The following is a 17248-nucleotide window of genomic DNA, read 5'->3' as shown; positions in this document are numbered from 1 at the left end:
TTTAATCAAAAAGTTAAGCTCAAAAAGTCGCAATTACTTGATGAATTTCGTTTTCATTGTCCAGCCTATCAAGGTCGCGCGTTGTTTTGCCAAATCTGCTTTTTCTCCGATAAAAAATTGATCTACCGTTTCATGGAATAACTTGAGCCAGCGCTCAAAGGATTCTTCTTTCAAATCCAATTTCGTGTGTTTCTCCATCATATTGGCGCTGTATCCTGCTTCATCCAATAAGATAAAGCTCCAAAACTGAACCACTCTTGGCAGGTGTTCTTTCAAATCGAGCTTTGAAAAAAAATGGGAAATCAATTCATCCTTCACTAATTTTTGATAGAATGTTTCCACCAATAATTCCACATCCGCCTTTGATTCTATCTCTTTCATACTTCAAAAATAAGGTTCTTTCGAGAGTTTTTTTATGATAAAAATCAATTTCCTCGTTTACCTTTTTGCTTTTTTGACATTATACTATGGAACCTCGAAAAAATGAACTATATGAAACTGAGACTACCGATCATTGCGCCCTTATTATTTATTGCTTCAATAAGTTATTCGCAAACAAGCCACAAGCAATTGGAAGTGGAAAAAGTTGCTCCCCAAAAAGGACCGTGTGTTGAAATTCCAAGCACCTTTTCGCATGAGACACTTTCCCAATCGAAATCCCTGAAAGAGTTGCAATCAAAAAAGATCCGACGAATCGAATTGGTTTATACCAGCTACAAGGAAAGTGCTGATTTCGATCAGAATCAATTGAATGAAGACCGGATGTACCGATTGAACCAGCTACTTCCCAAACTTCAAATCGACAAACCTGAAGTTGTTTGGATTGAACAAACAGGTGCTACAACCCGTGAGGAGGCGAAAAACTACTTTCACGGCTTCCGGATCTATACCGATGCCACTCCCGATATGAAGGCTTATCACCGCACAAACCTGAAAGACGCAGGAAACCCGGCAACCGATTTTTCGGTAGACAATTCAAAAGGTGGTGTTTTCACTCATCCGAATGGAAGTCAGATCCATATTCCTGCAAATGCGGTGGTTTATGCAAATGGAAAGCCCGTTTATGGAAATTATACGGTGAGTTATACGGAATACCGCAATCCGGCTGAGATCTTATTCTCCGGACTTCCAATGGATTTTAAAGATAAGACGGGATCATACCTCTTCAACTCTGCAGGAATGTATGAACTGCGCGGAACAAAGGATGGTCAGAAATTGACACTTCAGAAGGATATTTCAGTTGATTTCAATTGTACCAAGAAAGCTCCCGGCGTCAACTTTTATGAAATGGACGACCAAACCGGTGAATGGACTGTTTTGAAAAAGGACTTATTCGCTCCAGCCAATAATAATCAGGAATTTAAGCTACAAAAGGTGCTTGCTGATAACAATGATGTTGAAGTGGAAATTGGTCAGCCTAGAGAAGCAAAAATCTCTTATGTCACTTTAAAGCCTTATACGATTGTGACATTGGACGAAGATACACGAGAAGCTTACCGCAGACTTGCTAAAAAATCACCCCAAAAGGTGGAAGAAAGTGTAGCACAGGACCTGACTGCTGATTTCCAGCTGAAAGTACGACCGGAATATGCGGAGCCTTTGATTCAACTGATTTGGGACGAGTACAATGCTAACAAAATCAACAATAATCAGGTTCATGTTAATAGAAAAATGGCAGGCGGTAAAAATAACACCTTGCTTCCCGGAGGCGGGGACAAAGGGCACCAATACCCCAATCTGGTGAGTGGATTGAATTGTGAAAAATTCGGAGTTTACAACTGCGACCAGATCTATCAGGTTGCAAATGCCATCAGCTTTTCTCCGAAATACCTGGATGCATCGACACAAAAGGAGATTAAAAACCAACATATCCTTTGCCTGATCGATAAGGGAGTAAATGGCTCCTTCAGTTTCGATCCGAAGCAGATTATGTGCAATGCAAAAGGAGAAAATATTTTCCTGCTGTTTACTGAAGGCAGAGAAGTTTACTCCATTCGATCGGAAAAAGACAAACTGATCGATTTGAACGCAAAGACACCCGAATTCCGAATGGAAAACATTACCAATCAAGTGAAAACATCCGACGATCTAAAAAATTACCTGGCAATCTAAATCGAAAACCCAAAGCCAGACAAAAGGCATCCGTTCCGGCGGATGCTTTTTTCATTTACATCTCCTTAATTATTAAAAATCAACATTTTAACAGTTTATTATTTGGAAAGCATCTCCGGATTTTCTAAATTGGAAACACATTATTCACTCATTGTCATTCTCATGAAAAGATCATTATTTTTACCAATGGCTGTAATTAGCCTGTTCTTGGCGGCAATTGCATTCAATGCCTGCCAGAAAGAAACGAAAGAACCCCTTTCTTCCGCAAAAGAAGGAAAAGGCAATCCCGCACATGTTGATACCAAAACCTGTGTTCATCCTGTATTTTGTAACAAACAAGTAGACGCTTCCTGCATCGATGGCTATTCTTGTGTTCTTGCAATGATTCCCGCAACAAACAGAAACCGGATCAGATGGCATGTAGGAACACAATGCGGTTGCAGTAATAGTTATAGCTCTACGGTCTATTACACGTTGTACAAATGGACATCCAATACCGCACCGCAGTATACCAAAGTAGCAACATTTAGCTGCAACAATGCTACGATGTGGTATGCAAAAACATTATTAACCAACAGTAGCGTTTTCAACTTGCTCATTGATGAAACCTCCATTACCCGTCCAACCTCCATTTCGGAAGATGCATTCGGTTATCTATACGACACGGGAGGCACTCCAATAAGTTCCAGCGATAACTGGAAATTCACCACAGGTGCAACTGCCGGTACGGTTAGTTGTATTGTTAAAGAACCAGGAGGGATCTAATCGTTTGTTTACAATTGTGATTTCAAAATAAAGAAAGGCTGTTTCCAAATGGAAATAGCCTTTCTCATTTAAACCACCCGGAATACATTACGTAATTATTCGCGATACGTTGTACTTCTCCTTCAAACAATTCGGGAGATAAGGTTTTTACTTTCTTTGCGGGAATCCCTGCATAGACACTCCATGCTTCCACTCGTGTATTTTCCAAAAGAACTGCTCCTGCAGCAATGATGCAATTTGATTCGATGTAACAGTTATCCATCACAATCGATCCCATTCCGATCAACACATTATCTTCGACCGTACAACCGTGAACCAAGGCATTGTGACCGATTGAAACATTATTACCCAATGTGGTTTTCGTTTTCTCGTAAGTACAATGAATCACGGCTCCATCCTGCACATTCACCTGATTTCCCATCCGAATTGAATTCACATCTCCTCGAATAACTGCATTGAACCAAACGGAGCAACGATCTCCCATCACCACATCACCAACTATTGTGGCATTTTCTGCCAAGTAAATATCTTCGCCAAATTGAGGTTCGATTCCTCTACATGATTTTATAAGTGCCATAGTGTAAATTCAAAATGTGAAATTCAAAATTCAAAAGTTTAAAGATATTAAGACTTTAGGATTTTAGGACATTAGGACTTGACAATGTTTGAACTCTGAAGGCTTACAGTCTTGAAATTCTAAGATCCATTATAAAGAGAGCAGCCTCCGTGATAATTTCACAATCAATAATTGATCATTCTCTCCTATTTCCAGCTCAACAATTCCAACTCTTTTGAAACAGGTTTCCCGTATTTATGCTGAATGGATCGAATGATTTTTTCCATAGAATCCCAATTTGCATGACGGAATGCACTTACTGCAATAATCGACCGGCCAGGAAAAGAACCTTGGTTATCCCGAATTGACTTGAACTCGGTGCTTTGGGAAACAAAGGGATGATAGAATTCCGGAATCAGTGTATATCCTCCCTGCTGATCCACCATGCGCATCAATAAATCCATGTTTCCTCCCTGGTAATTCCAACTGGAAGGTAAATCATCGTTGATGGAGCAAAACTGCATCATTTGCGTGCGCAGGCAGTTTCCTTTATTCAGAAGCCATGGTTGCAGATCCTTCAATTGGTCAACTAACAAAATCTCTCCCGGAACACTTGGAGCATAGGCTAAAATCTCTTCAGAGAACATCGGTGTTACGCGGTAATTATTCTGATTCAATGGTCCTGCCAAAATTGCCAAATCCACCTTGCGCTGATCCAGGGCTTCAATTAATTCTTCGGTTTTCAATTCTTCCACAAAAACTTGCGTTGTAGGAAGCAAAGTCTGCCATTCCTGAAAATTATCCAGTAACAAATAAGCTGCTACTGTAGGAATCACACCTATTCTCAACCGTTCCTTGTATGTTCCTGAGTAGATCTGACTGATTCGATCGATTGCCCCAAAATCTCCTTGAATCTGTTGTAAAAGTGGCACCAATGACTTCCCGAAATCTGTCAGCTCCATGGAGTTTGTATCCCGATGAAAAATGAGATGTCCCAGAAGCTCCTCTGCTTTTTTCAATTGCATGGAAAGTGTGGGTTGTGTTACAAAGCATTGCTCTGCGGCTCTGCTGATTGAAGCTGTCTCGTAGACCGCTAAAATGTATGCGATTTGTTGTGGAGAAATCATTATAAATTAATTCTATGGATTTATAAAGCTAATCAATAACATTTATATTTACAAAATAGGCAACTTTGAAGTATGGAAAAAGACCAGAGACACCAGACTAAAGACTTTAGACAATCTTGTCTTTTGTCTATCGTCTTAGGTCTTGAGTCTCTTAAAATCTAAAAAAGAAAACGATGAGTTCACAACAAGATTTAAATAATAAAATGAATTGTCTTTTGGCAACGTATCAGGTACATTATCAAAACTTGCGGGCGATTCACTGGAATATAAAAGGAAACAACTTCTTCGAATTGCATTTGAAATACGAGGAATTGTATACCAGAACACAAGTGATCATTGATGATCTGGCGGAACGGATTCTAACTCTTGGAATCACTCCTCTTCACCGATTTGAGGATTACCTTAAAAACAGTGCCCTGAAAGAAAACGCAACGATTCACGACGGAAAAGAAGGCATGACATACATTTTAAGTGCGCAGGAAACCATTTTGAAATTGGAACGTGAGATCCTGACTGAATCTGCTGATTTGGGGGATGAAGGAACCAATGGAATGATGAGTGACCTGGTGCGTGAAAAAGAAAAAACGAATTGGATGTTTGCAGCTTGGCTTGGGAAATGATTTGACTTTAGGACATCAGGATTTTAGGATTTTAGGATTTAACTAAATTCTTAATCAATCAAACCTGATTTATATCATAGGAAAATCCTCTTTTCTTTTCGAATATTGAATAACAAAAGAATTAATTAATAAATCAAACATAAAAACAACAAAAAATGAGTGTAGTAGGTAAAAAATTTCCTTCCGTATTAGTGAATGCAATGGATGAAATGGGAGATACTTTCCAAATTGATGTATTGCGTCATGCAATTGACAACAAAAAGAAAGTGGTTTTATTTTGGTATCCAAAAGATTTCACATTCGTTTGTCCAACAGAAATTCATGCTTTTCAAGAAGCTGCTGCAGATTTCGCAAAACGGAACACATTAGTTATCGGAGCATCTTGTGATACCGCTGAAGTTCACTTTGCATGGTTAAACACTGCAAAAGACAACGGTGGAATTGAAGGGGTTAAATTCCCATTGATTGCTGATTCAACACGTCGTTTGGCAGAAGAGTTGGATATCTTGGATTTCGATCCGTATGATGAGGATTCAACAGGTGACAATGTGACTTACCGAGCAACATACCTGATTGATGAAGAGGGAACTGTATTCCACGAATCGATTAATCACATGCCTGTAGGACGTAATGTACAGGAGTACATCCGTTTGGTTGATGCATACACACATGTTCAAACACATGGTGAAGTATGTCCGGCAAACTGGGAAGAAGGAAAAGATGCGATGAAAGCTGACCGCACAAGTACAGCAGATTATTTAAGCAAACACTAAAAATCATGTTTACAGAGTTAACGGAAGACAATTTAGAGCAGTTATTGAGTACCAATCAAAAAGTGATGGTTCAATACGGAGCATCATGGTGTGGTAACTGTAAAATCACAAAGCCGAAGTTCAAGCGTATGGCTGAGGAGAATCCTGGGATAGAATTCTATTACGTGGATGCAGAGAAATTACCAAACTCACGCAAATTTGCAGATGTTTCCAACCTGCCAACTTTCGCTGGCTTTGTAGGAGGAGAATTGGTAAAACAAGCTCAAGGAAACAAAGTGGAAATCATTCAAGAGATCAGAGATGCGGTTGCCGGTAATTAAGCACATGGTAGCTTTCATCGCCGAAAATGATGAAGACTACGTGAACGAGACTATTGAAACCCTGGAGCACTTGATTGATGCTCCGGGTTTGAAAGATGAAGAACTGGATGTTATTGGAGAAATCCTTTCCAACCTCTCCGGTGCAATCGAAGTTCACAAGGAAATAAAGTCCGGAAAATCTCAGAAAGATGCCCTGAATGAATTCATGAAGCGGGTTACCGGTTCCATTGATAAATGAATTAAGAAAGGTTCTCGAAAGGGAACCTTTTTCATTTTCACACTCTTTATTGTTATCCAATTGGGATTGATTGCAGGATCTGCAATCGTTGGGGGGAAGAAATCGGTATTCTAAAAAGCACGAATGACACGTGGGATGGGAAGCACAATGGATTATCTGTTCCGGACGGAATATATACTTACACCATTGTCGTAACTTATTCAAATGAAAAAATCGAATTTAAAAGTGGATTTATCGCTGTGATACACTAATAAAATTCGATTCTATCTTAACGGATAATTAATCCTTCTTAACTCTTACAGCTGTTGGTCCTCTTTGTCCTTTTTCAACTTCGAAAGTAACGCGGTTTCCTTCTGTAATCGACTCAGTCAATTGATTTGCGTGAACAAATATACTATCTCCTGATACACTATCTTTGATAAAGCCATATCCTTTCGAATCATTATAGAAAGTTACAGTTCCTGTACGAATTTTCTCTTCTGGTGGTAAGTCCTCTCTTTTCGGGACACCGATAACGATATCTTCAGCGTTGAATTCCAATCGCTTTGAATGATCTGGCGGAGTAGTTGTCTGATTTCCATTCTCGTCAATATAAACGATCATGTCCTCAAAACTTGCTTTTCCACCTTCTTTGCGCTCAAGCATTTTCTTTTCTTTGTCCTTGCGCTTTTTGTCTTTTTTGCTTTGAATCTCTTTTTTATTGAAAGTCTCTTGTGATCTTGCCATTTAATTTTTTAAAATTTCTACTTTTTTAAAATAAAAAAAGAGTTTATTCGTCAGCCGACGAACAAACTCTTTAGTTCAATTATTAAAATCAATTATTGGATTACGCGAACGTTTACTGCGTTCACTCCTCTTTTACCTTCTTCTAATTCGAATTCTACTTGGTCACCTTCACGGATTTCATCAACTAATCCTGATACGTGTACGAAGTGATCTTTTGCGGAGTCATCTTCTTTAATAAAACCAAATCCCTTAGTTTCATTGAAGAACTTTACTGTTCCTTTGTTCATTAAACTTGTTATTAAATAAATATTAGAACGAAGGTACGGTTTAAAATCAGGATATTGATAAAATAAATGCTATTTCCGTTAATTTAACTTTTATTCAACTCTAAAAAAAGAACCTTTTGAGAGTTTCAACACCTCGAAATCCAAGTATTTAAAGGTCTTGACACTTTTTTAAGTCGCTTGATTTTATTTTAAAAAAAAATCAAATGAGATTAATCGATAACCATTTGAATTATAATCGATTATTTTTTTGCTCATACATTTCAAGAATAATCAAGGGTTTCCCCCTAATTTAGATTTTTAGTCGATATTTTTTTAGCTGTCGTCGATTGTTTATTACATTTAATAATTATATTTGTTTTAACCGTAAATATGAAACTTTCACTGATGATAACACCACTATTATTCATTGTGCCTTCAAAGGTCTTTCACGAAATGACAGCTAGTTATCATTTGTCAAAATATAACTTTAACAACTAAAAACTATGTCTACAAAGCCAATTCTCTGTTTTTGAACTTTTCAGCTATTGATTTGATATCTAATTATCATTCATTTAGGGGAAACAAAAATTAACCGCTTTGTTTCATGTTATTTTTTAAGCTATGAATTTCAATAAACTCGTATTCAAGGAATAAATTCAGCCAGCTGTTTTTTACCGCAACAATGAAACACATTCACTTTTATAAACTTCACTATGAGACTATTCATTCCAAACAAACGCAATTCCACTTTAAACTAGTTTTCTGCGTTTCTCATCAAAAAACTAACTGATAATCTGTATTTTACTAAACATCAATATAAACTAAAATCAATTAACTATGGAAGGAACAATTGGCGAAATTCGCATGTTTGCCGCTACGTTTTCACCTAAAACCTGGAGTTACTGTGATGGTTCAATTATAGCAATTGCATCAAACACAGCGCTATTTTCCATTTTAGGAACTACTTATGGCGGAAACGGAACTACAAATTTTGCACTCCCTGACCTTCGTGGTCGTATCGCTTTGGGAGCTGGAAATGCGGTAACCGGTACGGTCTATGCACTTGGTCAAAGATCTGGAACAAACACCACCACTCTTACAGTAGGTAATCTACCTCCGCATGCACACACTGGTGTTGCGAATGTGGTTATTCCCGCATTAAGCGAAGGAGGTACTTTGTCTGATCCGAGCGGTAATCATCTGTCAGCTTTAACAGGAATGTTTGCTCCAGCCTCTGCCGGAGCAGATACACATCTGGCGCCGTTCAATGCAACTGTAACAGATGGTGTTTCAGGAGGAGGTCTATCTATTCCACTTATGCAGGCTTTCACCGGTATGAACTACATTATTTGTATGTACGGTATTTTCCCTTATCGCAACTAATTAGACACTAATCAATAATTTCATTCACTAAAAAAGAACAAAATTTATGGAAGGTTATATAGGAGAAATCCGCATGTTTGGAGGGAATTTTTCCCCTGGATCATGGAATTTTTGTGATGGATCATTGCAAAGTATTGCAGTGTATACAGCTTTATTTTCGATCATCGGGACAATTTACGGTGGAGACGGTCAGCAGACCTTTGCTTTACCTGATTTTCGCGGAAGAATCCCTGTTGGAACAGGACAAGGTCCCGGATTACCACGATACGATTTGGGACAAGTCAGTGGAAGCGAGAATGTTACCTTGACTTCGCAAACGATGCCAATGCATTCACACATTACAAATATTGCAATTCGCATTCCGGCTTACTCCGAGCAAGGAGCTGCAGATCCGAACGGTGCAATTTTGGCAAGTGTCACTAACGCATATACGAATCAGTCAACTGACAGTCTTTTGGCTCCATTCAGTTCTCCTGTCACACTACAACCTGTGGGGGGAGGAATCCCGTTTTCCGTTATGCAGCCTTACTTGGCTCTTAACTACATTATCTGTATGGAAGGTATATTTCCTTCCCGTAATTAATTTATTAACATTGAAAAACTGAAATAAAATGGAAGGTACAATGTCAGAAATACGCTTCTTTGCAGGTAATTTTAGTCCTAAATATTGGGCTTACTGCCAAGGGCAATTGTTATCAATAGCACAAAACACAGCACTATTCAGTTTGCTAGGAACTGTTTACGGAGGAAACGGAACTACAACTTTCAGTCTTCCGAACTTAGCAAGCCGTACACCTGTAGGAACCGGAACCGGTCCTGGTTTAGGAACAATCGATTTGGGAGAAATGGCTGGTGCTCCAACTACCACGTTAATACAGACTCAGATGCCTGCTCATAGTCACCCGGGATCAAGTACCATTAGCGTACCTGCTTACTCGGAGGCAGGAACTTCAGCTGATCCAAGCGGTGCTTTGTTAGCATCAATGAATGGTCTTTACAAAACCGGGACACCGGCAGATTCATTTCTAGCTCCGATGGGCGGTTCTGTTGTAGTGGGAAGTGCAGGTGGTAGTCAACCATTGAATATTGAACAACCTTATTTAGCAATGAATATTATCATTTGCTTACAGGGAATTTATCCATCTAGAAATTAATCGCAATCTGAAGTATTTTAGTATGAACATCAGTTTACTAATACCTCGTTCCGTTTTATATCCATCAATGGGTTTCGATATCGTTGATGGTATAAAGGAAAGTTTAAAAAAAGCGGGAGTCAATGACCCCCGCTTTGACATAAATAATATTGGCGTCGCTGCGCGTGATCAGGATATTTTTGCAAGCTGCGAAAAGGTTCTTATGAATGGGGCTGATATTGTCGTGGCTTACATTAATCCCTCAACTGCCGAATATGTTCACGGACTGTTTGAAGCAAATAACAAGATATTACTTGTATTGGATAGTGGAATGCACTTTTTGCCTCAAAATAAACTCTCTAATGCATTCTTCATATCACTTGATGGAATGCTTTGTTGCAGGGCAACTACAAATCTAGCTGTGAATGCAGGATATCTTCAAAACATTTTCACGTGCTCATTTTATGACGCAGGATACCGTGGTCCGCTTTCTTTTAGCAATGCTTTGGAAAAAAGTGGTGGTCACGTTTCATTCAACCATGTTACTGCTCTCAAGCGTTCCGAATTTACCCTTGAGCCTATAAAAGAACACCTAGCTCAAAACACGGAGCAAGGCATACTTGCGGCTTTCTGCGGAGACATGGCTCTAGATTTCTACAAATCGTTGAGTGAAACAGCTTCTATTAAAGACACTGCTGTTTTTGGTTCACCTTTTATGATTGAAGAAGTTTGGCTGGATAAAATCCCTTATTCGGGTCAAAAGATTACTGCTGTTTCTTCTTGGGCAAGAGCCCTTGATAATCCGGAGAACATTACTTTCAAAGAAGTACTGAACAAACCCGGAAAAGCAAACGTATTCTCTGTAATTGCATGGGAGGCGGGGATATTATTATCCATGGTGTTAGAAGCCCCTGTTGAATCCGTAATCAACATTTGGTCTACTTGCGAATTCAACTCTCCGCGCGGTTCTGTTCGCATGAATCCGGATTCAAACTACCTTGAATCCCCTATTTATCAATGTGAAGTAATTGAAGGTGAAAATGGTTTTTGTGCCTTGAATATAGTAAACGAAATTGCATCTGCAAATGATGAACGTGAACAATTGATAAGCGAGATGAAAGCTTACGGTGATCAAACTTCAAATAGTTGGCATAACGCTTATCCTTGTCTTGAATCATGAATAAAGTAATTGTCTTTTGTAACAATAGAATGGCTCTTCCTGCTATTCAGATCTTGGCACAACACCAAATTTTGTCAGGAATTGGTATTCCCGATACCAATACTGAATTAGAGCAGGAATGCCGGCATTTTTTTGGAGCAAGTAATATTTCCATTCAAAAATTAGAACAAAAAACTCTCGCGGAAGTCACTTTAAACTGGCTTCAAACAACACAATCACATTATGTATTATTAATGACCTTTCCATGGAAAATTCCAGCGTCATTATTAAATACACTTCCTAATAAATTCATAAACTTTCATTATGGATTGCTTCCCCAAATGAGAGGTGCCGATCCAATATTCGAGAGTATCCGCCGACAATTCAATGAAACAGGAATAACAATCCATATTGTGACCTCAGAAATTGATAAAGGCCCTATTTTAATTACTCAAAAAATCTTACTGGATAAACACATTACTCACGGGTTGCTTTGTACTCGTATGGCTAATTTAGCTGCACAAATGTCACAACAATTGATGCATTTATTAAATCAGACTAATTTGCCTGATGGTGAAGTACAATCAGAGCATGAGGCTATGTATTACAACCGTGCCAATCTGAATGATGTTATTATCAATTGGCAAACAATGGATAGCAAATCAATTGATGCACTGATTCGTGCTTGTAATCCTTGGAATAAAGGTGCATACACTAGTCATGGCAATTGGAACTTTCGTATCATCGCTGTTACAGATGCCGGACAATCCGATACTAATTCTACTCCCGGAACAATTTCAAGAGGAGAAAATAACGAATGTCATGTGCATTGCAAGGACAATCGAAAACTAAATATCTCAATTATCCACTCCGAAGAAGGTTTTTTCGAAGGAAATATGTTATTTGAATTCGGAATAAAATCAGGTAATTATCTAAATTAATTTTTTAGGCCTATCTTTGACCGTTAGCTTTAATCTAAACTTTAATGTATGAACATGCAACAAAACAATATTAACATGAGGGTCCTGCTCATGTTTTGTATCCTTTTTGGGATACAAAACAGATCACTTGCCCAGACAACTTTAACTCCCGGAGATATTCTTTTCACAGGATATACCGGTCTAGCAGTAGGGGGAACTGCTCCTGACACTTTCTCTTTTGTTGTACTAACTCCTATTAGCGCTAGTACAGTCATTTATTTTACAGAACGCGGCTATCAAGGAGCCGGTGTTTGGCAAGTAAGTGGTACTACGGAAGGAACGATTTCCTGGACATCGGGTACCGCTTTATCAATCGGTCAAGAAGTTGAAATCGTCGGTATCGGAGCAAGTGCTGCACGGGTTAATGGTACACCAAATGGAACAGTTGCTATTGTAGCAGGTGGAAATGTAACTACCGGGCTTTCTCTTTCGAATGCCGGTGATCAGATAATCGCCTTCCAAGGTGGAGCTGGTGATCCAACTAGTGGATCTGCTGTTATGATCAGTGGTATTAACTGGGCTCTTAGTTGTGGAACCACGACAGTTGCCGGATGGAATGGAGCAGGCTGTTCATACGGCCCTCAGACTTCAACCCTACCTCCAGGGTTAACAGGAGGAACCAATGCATTTTTAGTTGGCCCTCCTGGAGCCACTCCAAACAATGATCATGGTAAATTCAATTGTACCGGAACTCCTTATAGTACTGTAAGTGCTTTGAAAACGGCAATTATGACTTTAAGTAATTGGGTATATAGTAACACAAGTCTGACTGTCTATAATCTTCCTCCAGGTTGTAATTATTATTCAACTTGTACTGCACCAACTATTACTGCTAATCCGCCGAACCGTACTATTTGTGCTGGTAGCAACACTACTTTTACTTCTAATGCAAGTGGTGCAACTGCTTTCCAATGGCAGGAAAACAGCGGATCCGGTTTTATTGACATCGTAAATGGAGGTATTTACTCCAATGCAACAACAAATACCTTAACAATTACCGGAGCAACAGCTGGTATGAGTGGCTATTTATACCGTTGTACAGCAATTAATGGTTCGGCTAGCTGCTTTGCAAATACCAATCAGGCTACACTTACCGTTTCATCTGTTAACACTTCATCTACCTCACAAACAAACGTTTCCTGCAATGGCGGATCGACCGGAGCTGCAAGTGTAAACCCTACAGGGGGAATTGCTCCTTATACCTATTCTTGGTCGCCTTCCGGTGGAACAGGATCTATTGCTACAGGACTATCAGCGGGTGCATATACCGTTACAGTTACCGATAACATTGGTTGTCAGGGAACGCGAAACTATACAATTACTCAACCACCGGTACTTAACGGTAGTACAGTAGTAACCAATGTTGCTTGTAACGGAGGAACAAATGGAGCGATCAACCTGACACCTTCCGGTGGAACACCAGGCTATACTTTCAGTTGGGTCAGCGGACCAACAACCGAAGACAGAACAGGTCTTGCTGCGGGAACATACTCCGTAACCATTACAGATGCCAACGCATGTACTCGTAATGTTACCGGTATTACCGTAACACAACCAACATCAGCAGTTTCAGGAACAACAGTTGTAACAAACGTAGCTTGTAACAGTGGAACTAACGGAGCAATAAACTTAACTCCTAACGGAGGAACAGGACCATATACTTTCAGTTGGGTCAGCGGACCAACAACCGAAGACAGAACGGGTCTTGCTGCCGGATCATACTCAGTTACAATCACTGATGCAAATGCTTGTACAGGAACCGTTTCAGGAATAACAGTAACTCAACCAACTGCAGTTTCAGGAAGTACGACTATAACAAATACTACCTGCAACGGTGGAACAAATGGTACGATTGACCTTACACCTACCGGCGGAACACCTGGATATACTTATAGTTGGGGTGGCGGTGTCACTACCCAAGACAGAACATCTCTTGCTGCCGGATCATACTCGGTTACAATCACTGATGCGAACGGATGTACAGGAACAGTGAATGCTACCGTAACTCAACCAACTGCAGTTTCAGGAACAAGAACGGTAACAAATGTTGCTTGTTTCGGTGGAAGCACAGGCGCAATTAATCTTACTCCTACAGGTGGAGTTGGGCCTTACACATTTAACTGGGCAAGCGGACCAACAACAGAAGACAGAACTAGTCTTACTGCTGGAACCTACTCTGTAACAATCACAGATGCTAACGGATGTACGGGAACTGTTGCAACAACGGTAACACAACCTACGGCAGCAGTTTCAGGAACTACAGTAGTAACCAATGTTGCATGCTTTGGTGGAAATACCGGTGCTATTAATCTTACACCTACAGGTGGAGTTGGACCTTACACCTTTAACTGGGCAAGTGGACCAACAACAGAAGACAGAACAGGTCTTACTGCAGGAACGTACTCCGTAACCATTACAGATGCAAATGCATGTACGGGAACAGTTTCACCAACGGTAACACAACCTGCATCGGTAGTTTCAGGAACGACCGTAGTAACGAATGTATCTTGCTTCGGCGGATCTAACGGAGCAATAAACTTAACTCCTAACGGAGGAACAGGACCATATACTTTCAGTTGGGTCAGCGGACCAACAACAGAAGACAGAACAGGTCTTGCTGCTGGAACATATTCAGTAACAATCACAGATGCAAATGCATGTACGGGAACAGTTTCCGGAATAACGGTGACTCAACCAACAGCTATTTCTGTTACACCTGCTTCGCAAACAAACGTTTCTTGTTTCGGTGGATCAAATGGTGCGGCAGCTATTAATACTCCTACTGGCGGTGCTGGTGGTTATACTTACAACTGGACTCCAGGAAATCCAACAGGTGACGGAACAGTTTCTGTAACTGGTCTTTCGGCAACAACTTACACTTGTACTGTAACCGATGCAAATGGGTGTGTTGCTTCACAAAATTTCACGGTGACTCAACCAACAGCTATTTCTGTAACTCCTGCTTCCCAAACAAATATTTCTTGTTTCGGTGGATCAAACGGTGCAGCTTCAATTAATACTCCAACTGGTGGTGCCGGTGGTTATACTTACAACTGGACTCCAGGAAACCCAACAGGTGACGGAACAGTTTCTGTAACTGGACTTTCTGCAACAACTTACACTTGCACTGTAACAGATGCAAATGGATGCGTTGCTTCACAAAATTTCACGGTGACTCAACCAACAGCTATTTCTGTTACACCTGCTTCGCAAACAAACGTTTCTTGTTTCGGTGGATCAAATGGTGCAGCTTCAATTAACACTCCAACTGGTGGTGCTGGTGGCTATACTTACAACTGGACTCCAGGTAATCCAACAGGTGACGGAACAGTTTCTGTAACTGGACTTGCTGCAACAACTTACACTTGCACTGTAACCGATGCAAATGGATGTGTTGCTTCACAATCATTTACGGTGACTCAACCAACAGCTATTTCAGTAACAGCTGCTTCTCAAACAAACGTTGCTTGTAACGGTGGTTCGAATGGTGCGGCTGCTATCAATACACCTACTGGTGGTGCAGGGGGCTATACTTATGATTGGACTCCAGGTACACCAACAGGTGATGGAACAACTGCCATAACTGGTCTTGTTGCCGGAACATACACTGTTACTGTAACGGATGCAAATGGTTGTACGGCTAATCAAGCATTTACGGTAACTCAGGCTACGGCTATTTCTGTAACTCCTGCTTCTCAAACAAACGTTGCTTGTAACAGTGGTTCGAATGGTGCGGCGGCTATCAATACACCTACTGGTGGTGCAGGGGGTTATACTTACGATTGGACTCCAGGTACACCAACAGGTGACGGAACAACTGCCATAACTGGTCTTGCTGCCGGAACATACACTGTTACTGTAACGGATGCAAATGGTTGTACGGCTAATCAAGCATTTACGATTACTGAGCCAACGGCTATTTCGGTGACACCTGCTTCACAAACAAATGTTTCTTGTTTTGGTGGGTCAAACGGTGCGGCGGCTATCAATGCCCCAACAGGTGGAACTCCGGGTTATACCTACGATTGGACTCCAGGTACACCAACAGGTGACGGAACAACTGCTATAACAGGTCTTACTGCCGGAACATACGCTGTTACTGTAACGGATGCAAATGGTTGTACGGCTAATCAAGCATTTACGATTACTGAGCCAACAGCTATTTCGGTGACAGCTGCTTCGCAAACAAACGTTTCTTGTTTTGGTGGATCAAACGGTACGGCGGCTATCAATGCCCCAACAGGTGGAACTCCGGGTTACACTTACGATTGGACACCAGGTACACCAACAGGTGACGGAACAGCTTCCATAACAGGTATTGCTGCCGGAACATACACTGTTACTCTAACAGATGCAAATGGTTGTACGGCTAATCAAGCATTTACGATTACTGAGCCTGCTGCTATTACCAATTCGTTCACTGCAACAGATTGCGATAGTTATACCTGGAATGGTCAAACATACAATACAAGTGGTACTTATGCCCAAGTGTTGACAAGTACTTCAGGTTGCGACAGCACAGTGACTTTGACCTTGACCATTAATTTCTCTAGTTCTGAGAGTTTGAATGTAACTGAATGTGAAAGTTATACCTTAAATGGTCAAACTTATACAACGAGTGGTACTTATACACAACTATTGACTAATTCAGCGGGTTGTGATAGTACTATTACACTTAACTTGACGATCAATTCTGCTTATGCAGATACAACTGTTGCAACAGCATGTGATTCTTTGATTTGGAATGGACAAACATTTACAACAACTGGTTTCTATACATTATCCTTTACGAATGTAAATGGTTGTGATAGTATCCTGAATTTGGATTTGACCATTGTTTCTGCGCCAGTAGCTGGAATCACATCTTTGGATGTCATCACTTTACAAGCTACAGGAACAGGTACTTATCAATGGATTAATTGTTCCGGGCAAGCAATTGCCGGTGAAACAAATGCCACCTTTACGGCAACTGCCAATGGTTCTTACGCTGTAATTGTTTCAAATGGCACATGTAGTGATACATCTGATTGTGTTGTAATCAGCCACGTTGGTTTAGATGAAAACAAAAATTCGTTTGGAGTTACTTTAAC

The 17248-nt window shown here is 40.3% G+C and carries 17 protein-coding genes; 12 read left to right on the top strand and 5 right to left on the bottom strand.

Annotated elements, in window-relative coordinates:
- Positions 1-33: 33 nt before the first annotated feature.
- Positions 34-381 carry a group III truncated hemoglobin gene (locus tag AAG807_RS19875; protein ID WP_341907987.1) on the bottom strand — a complete coding sequence of 116 codons (348 nt, stop codon included), beginning with the start codon at positions 379-381 and terminating at the stop codon, positions 34-36.
- A gap of 111 nt (positions 382-492) precedes the next feature.
- On the opposite strand from AAG807_RS19875, the gene AAG807_RS19870 reads away from it, so the two are divergent.
- Positions 493-2112, top strand: a complete 1620-nt coding sequence (locus tag AAG807_RS19870) for a hypothetical protein (protein WP_341907984.1) — start codon at positions 493-495, stop codon at positions 2110-2112.
- 162 nt (positions 2113-2274) lie between these two features.
- Entirely contained in the window at positions 2275-2877 is a 603-nt protein-coding gene (locus AAG807_RS19865; protein WP_341907981.1) for a hypothetical protein, read from the top strand.
- Between the two features lie 64 nt (positions 2878-2941).
- Here AAG807_RS19865 and AAG807_RS19860 read toward each other — a convergent pair whose 3' ends face one another.
- A complete protein-coding gene (locus AAG807_RS19860) occupies positions 2942-3454 on the bottom strand; it encodes a gamma carbonic anhydrase family protein (RefSeq protein ID WP_341907978.1) in 513 nt (170 codons plus the stop codon).
- 185 nt (positions 3455-3639) lie between these two features.
- A complete protein-coding gene (locus AAG807_RS19855; protein WP_341907975.1) occupies positions 3640-4560 on the bottom strand; it encodes a LysR family transcriptional regulator in 921 nt (306 codons plus the stop codon).
- Between the two features lie 173 nt (positions 4561-4733).
- On the opposite strand from AAG807_RS19855, the gene AAG807_RS19850 reads away from it, so the two are divergent.
- From AAG807_RS19850 to AAG807_RS19835, 4 genes are all read left to right on the top strand, one after another.
- The gene (locus AAG807_RS19850) at positions 4734-5180 is read left to right on the top strand and encodes a Dps family protein (RefSeq protein WP_341907974.1); all 447 of its coding nucleotides are present in this window, start codon (positions 4734-4736) and stop codon (positions 5178-5180) included.
- A gap of 155 nt (positions 5181-5335) precedes the next feature.
- Positions 5336-5953 (top strand): peroxiredoxin, encoded by a 618-nt coding sequence (locus AAG807_RS19845; protein WP_341907971.1) that lies wholly within the window; start codon positions 5336-5338, stop codon positions 5951-5953.
- 5 nt (positions 5954-5958) lie between these two features.
- Positions 5959-6273, top strand: coding sequence for a thioredoxin family protein (locus tag AAG807_RS19840; RefSeq protein ID WP_341907967.1), 315 nt, complete (start codon positions 5959-5961; stop codon positions 6271-6273).
- Complete coding sequence (locus AAG807_RS19835; protein WP_341907963.1) at positions 6254-6511, top strand: hypothetical protein; 258 nt, start codon at positions 6254-6256, stop codon at positions 6509-6511. The genes AAG807_RS19840 and AAG807_RS19835 overlap by 20 nt, the downstream gene beginning before the upstream one ends.
- A gap of 279 nt (positions 6512-6790) precedes the next feature.
- Here the strand turns inward: AAG807_RS19835 and AAG807_RS19830 are convergent, their stop codons facing one another.
- Both AAG807_RS19830 and AAG807_RS19825 read right to left on the bottom strand, forming a co-directional pair.
- Positions 6791-7237 (bottom strand): cold shock domain-containing protein, encoded by a 447-nt coding sequence (locus AAG807_RS19830; protein ID WP_341907961.1) that lies wholly within the window; start codon positions 7235-7237, stop codon positions 6791-6793.
- Positions 7238-7329: 92 nt separating this feature from the next.
- Positions 7330-7524, bottom strand: a complete 195-nt coding sequence (locus tag AAG807_RS19825) for a cold shock domain-containing protein (protein WP_013684866.1) — start codon at positions 7522-7524, stop codon at positions 7330-7332.
- Positions 7525-8340: 816 nt separating this feature from the next.
- Between AAG807_RS19825 and AAG807_RS19820 the strand changes: the two genes are divergently transcribed.
- The 6 genes from AAG807_RS19820 to AAG807_RS19795 all read left to right on the top strand — a co-directional run.
- The gene (locus tag AAG807_RS19820; RefSeq protein ID WP_341907953.1) at positions 8341-8886 is read left to right on the top strand and encodes a tail fiber protein; all 546 of its coding nucleotides are present in this window, start codon (positions 8341-8343) and stop codon (positions 8884-8886) included.
- A gap of 46 nt (positions 8887-8932) precedes the next feature.
- Positions 8933-9469, top strand: a complete 537-nt coding sequence (locus tag AAG807_RS19815; RefSeq protein WP_341907950.1) for a tail fiber protein — start codon at positions 8933-8935, stop codon at positions 9467-9469.
- 40 nt (positions 9470-9509) lie between these two features.
- The gene (locus AAG807_RS19810; protein ID WP_341907947.1) at positions 9510-10040 is read left to right on the top strand and encodes a tail fiber protein; all 531 of its coding nucleotides are present in this window, start codon (positions 9510-9512) and stop codon (positions 10038-10040) included.
- A gap of 22 nt (positions 10041-10062) precedes the next feature.
- Positions 10063-11199, top strand: coding sequence for an ABC transporter substrate-binding protein (locus AAG807_RS19805; RefSeq protein WP_341907943.1), 1137 nt, complete (start codon positions 10063-10065; stop codon positions 11197-11199).
- Positions 11196-12119, top strand: a complete 924-nt coding sequence (locus AAG807_RS19800) for a formyltransferase family protein (RefSeq protein ID WP_341907941.1) — start codon at positions 11196-11198, stop codon at positions 12117-12119. The genes AAG807_RS19805 and AAG807_RS19800 overlap by 4 nt, the downstream gene beginning before the upstream one ends.
- A gap of 75 nt (positions 12120-12194) precedes the next feature.
- Positions 12195-17248 (top strand): hypothetical protein (locus AAG807_RS19795; protein WP_341907938.1); only part of this gene is annotated, 5054 nt, incomplete at its 3' end.

Source organism: Fluviicola taffensis DSM 16823 (genome assembly GCF_943372375.1).
GTDB lineage: Bacteria > Bacteroidota > Bacteroidia > Flavobacteriales_D > Crocinitomicaceae > Fluviicola > Fluviicola taffensis_A.
Note: the sequence above shows the minus strand (reverse complement) of the source record. Positions and strands in the feature narration are given on the sequence as shown.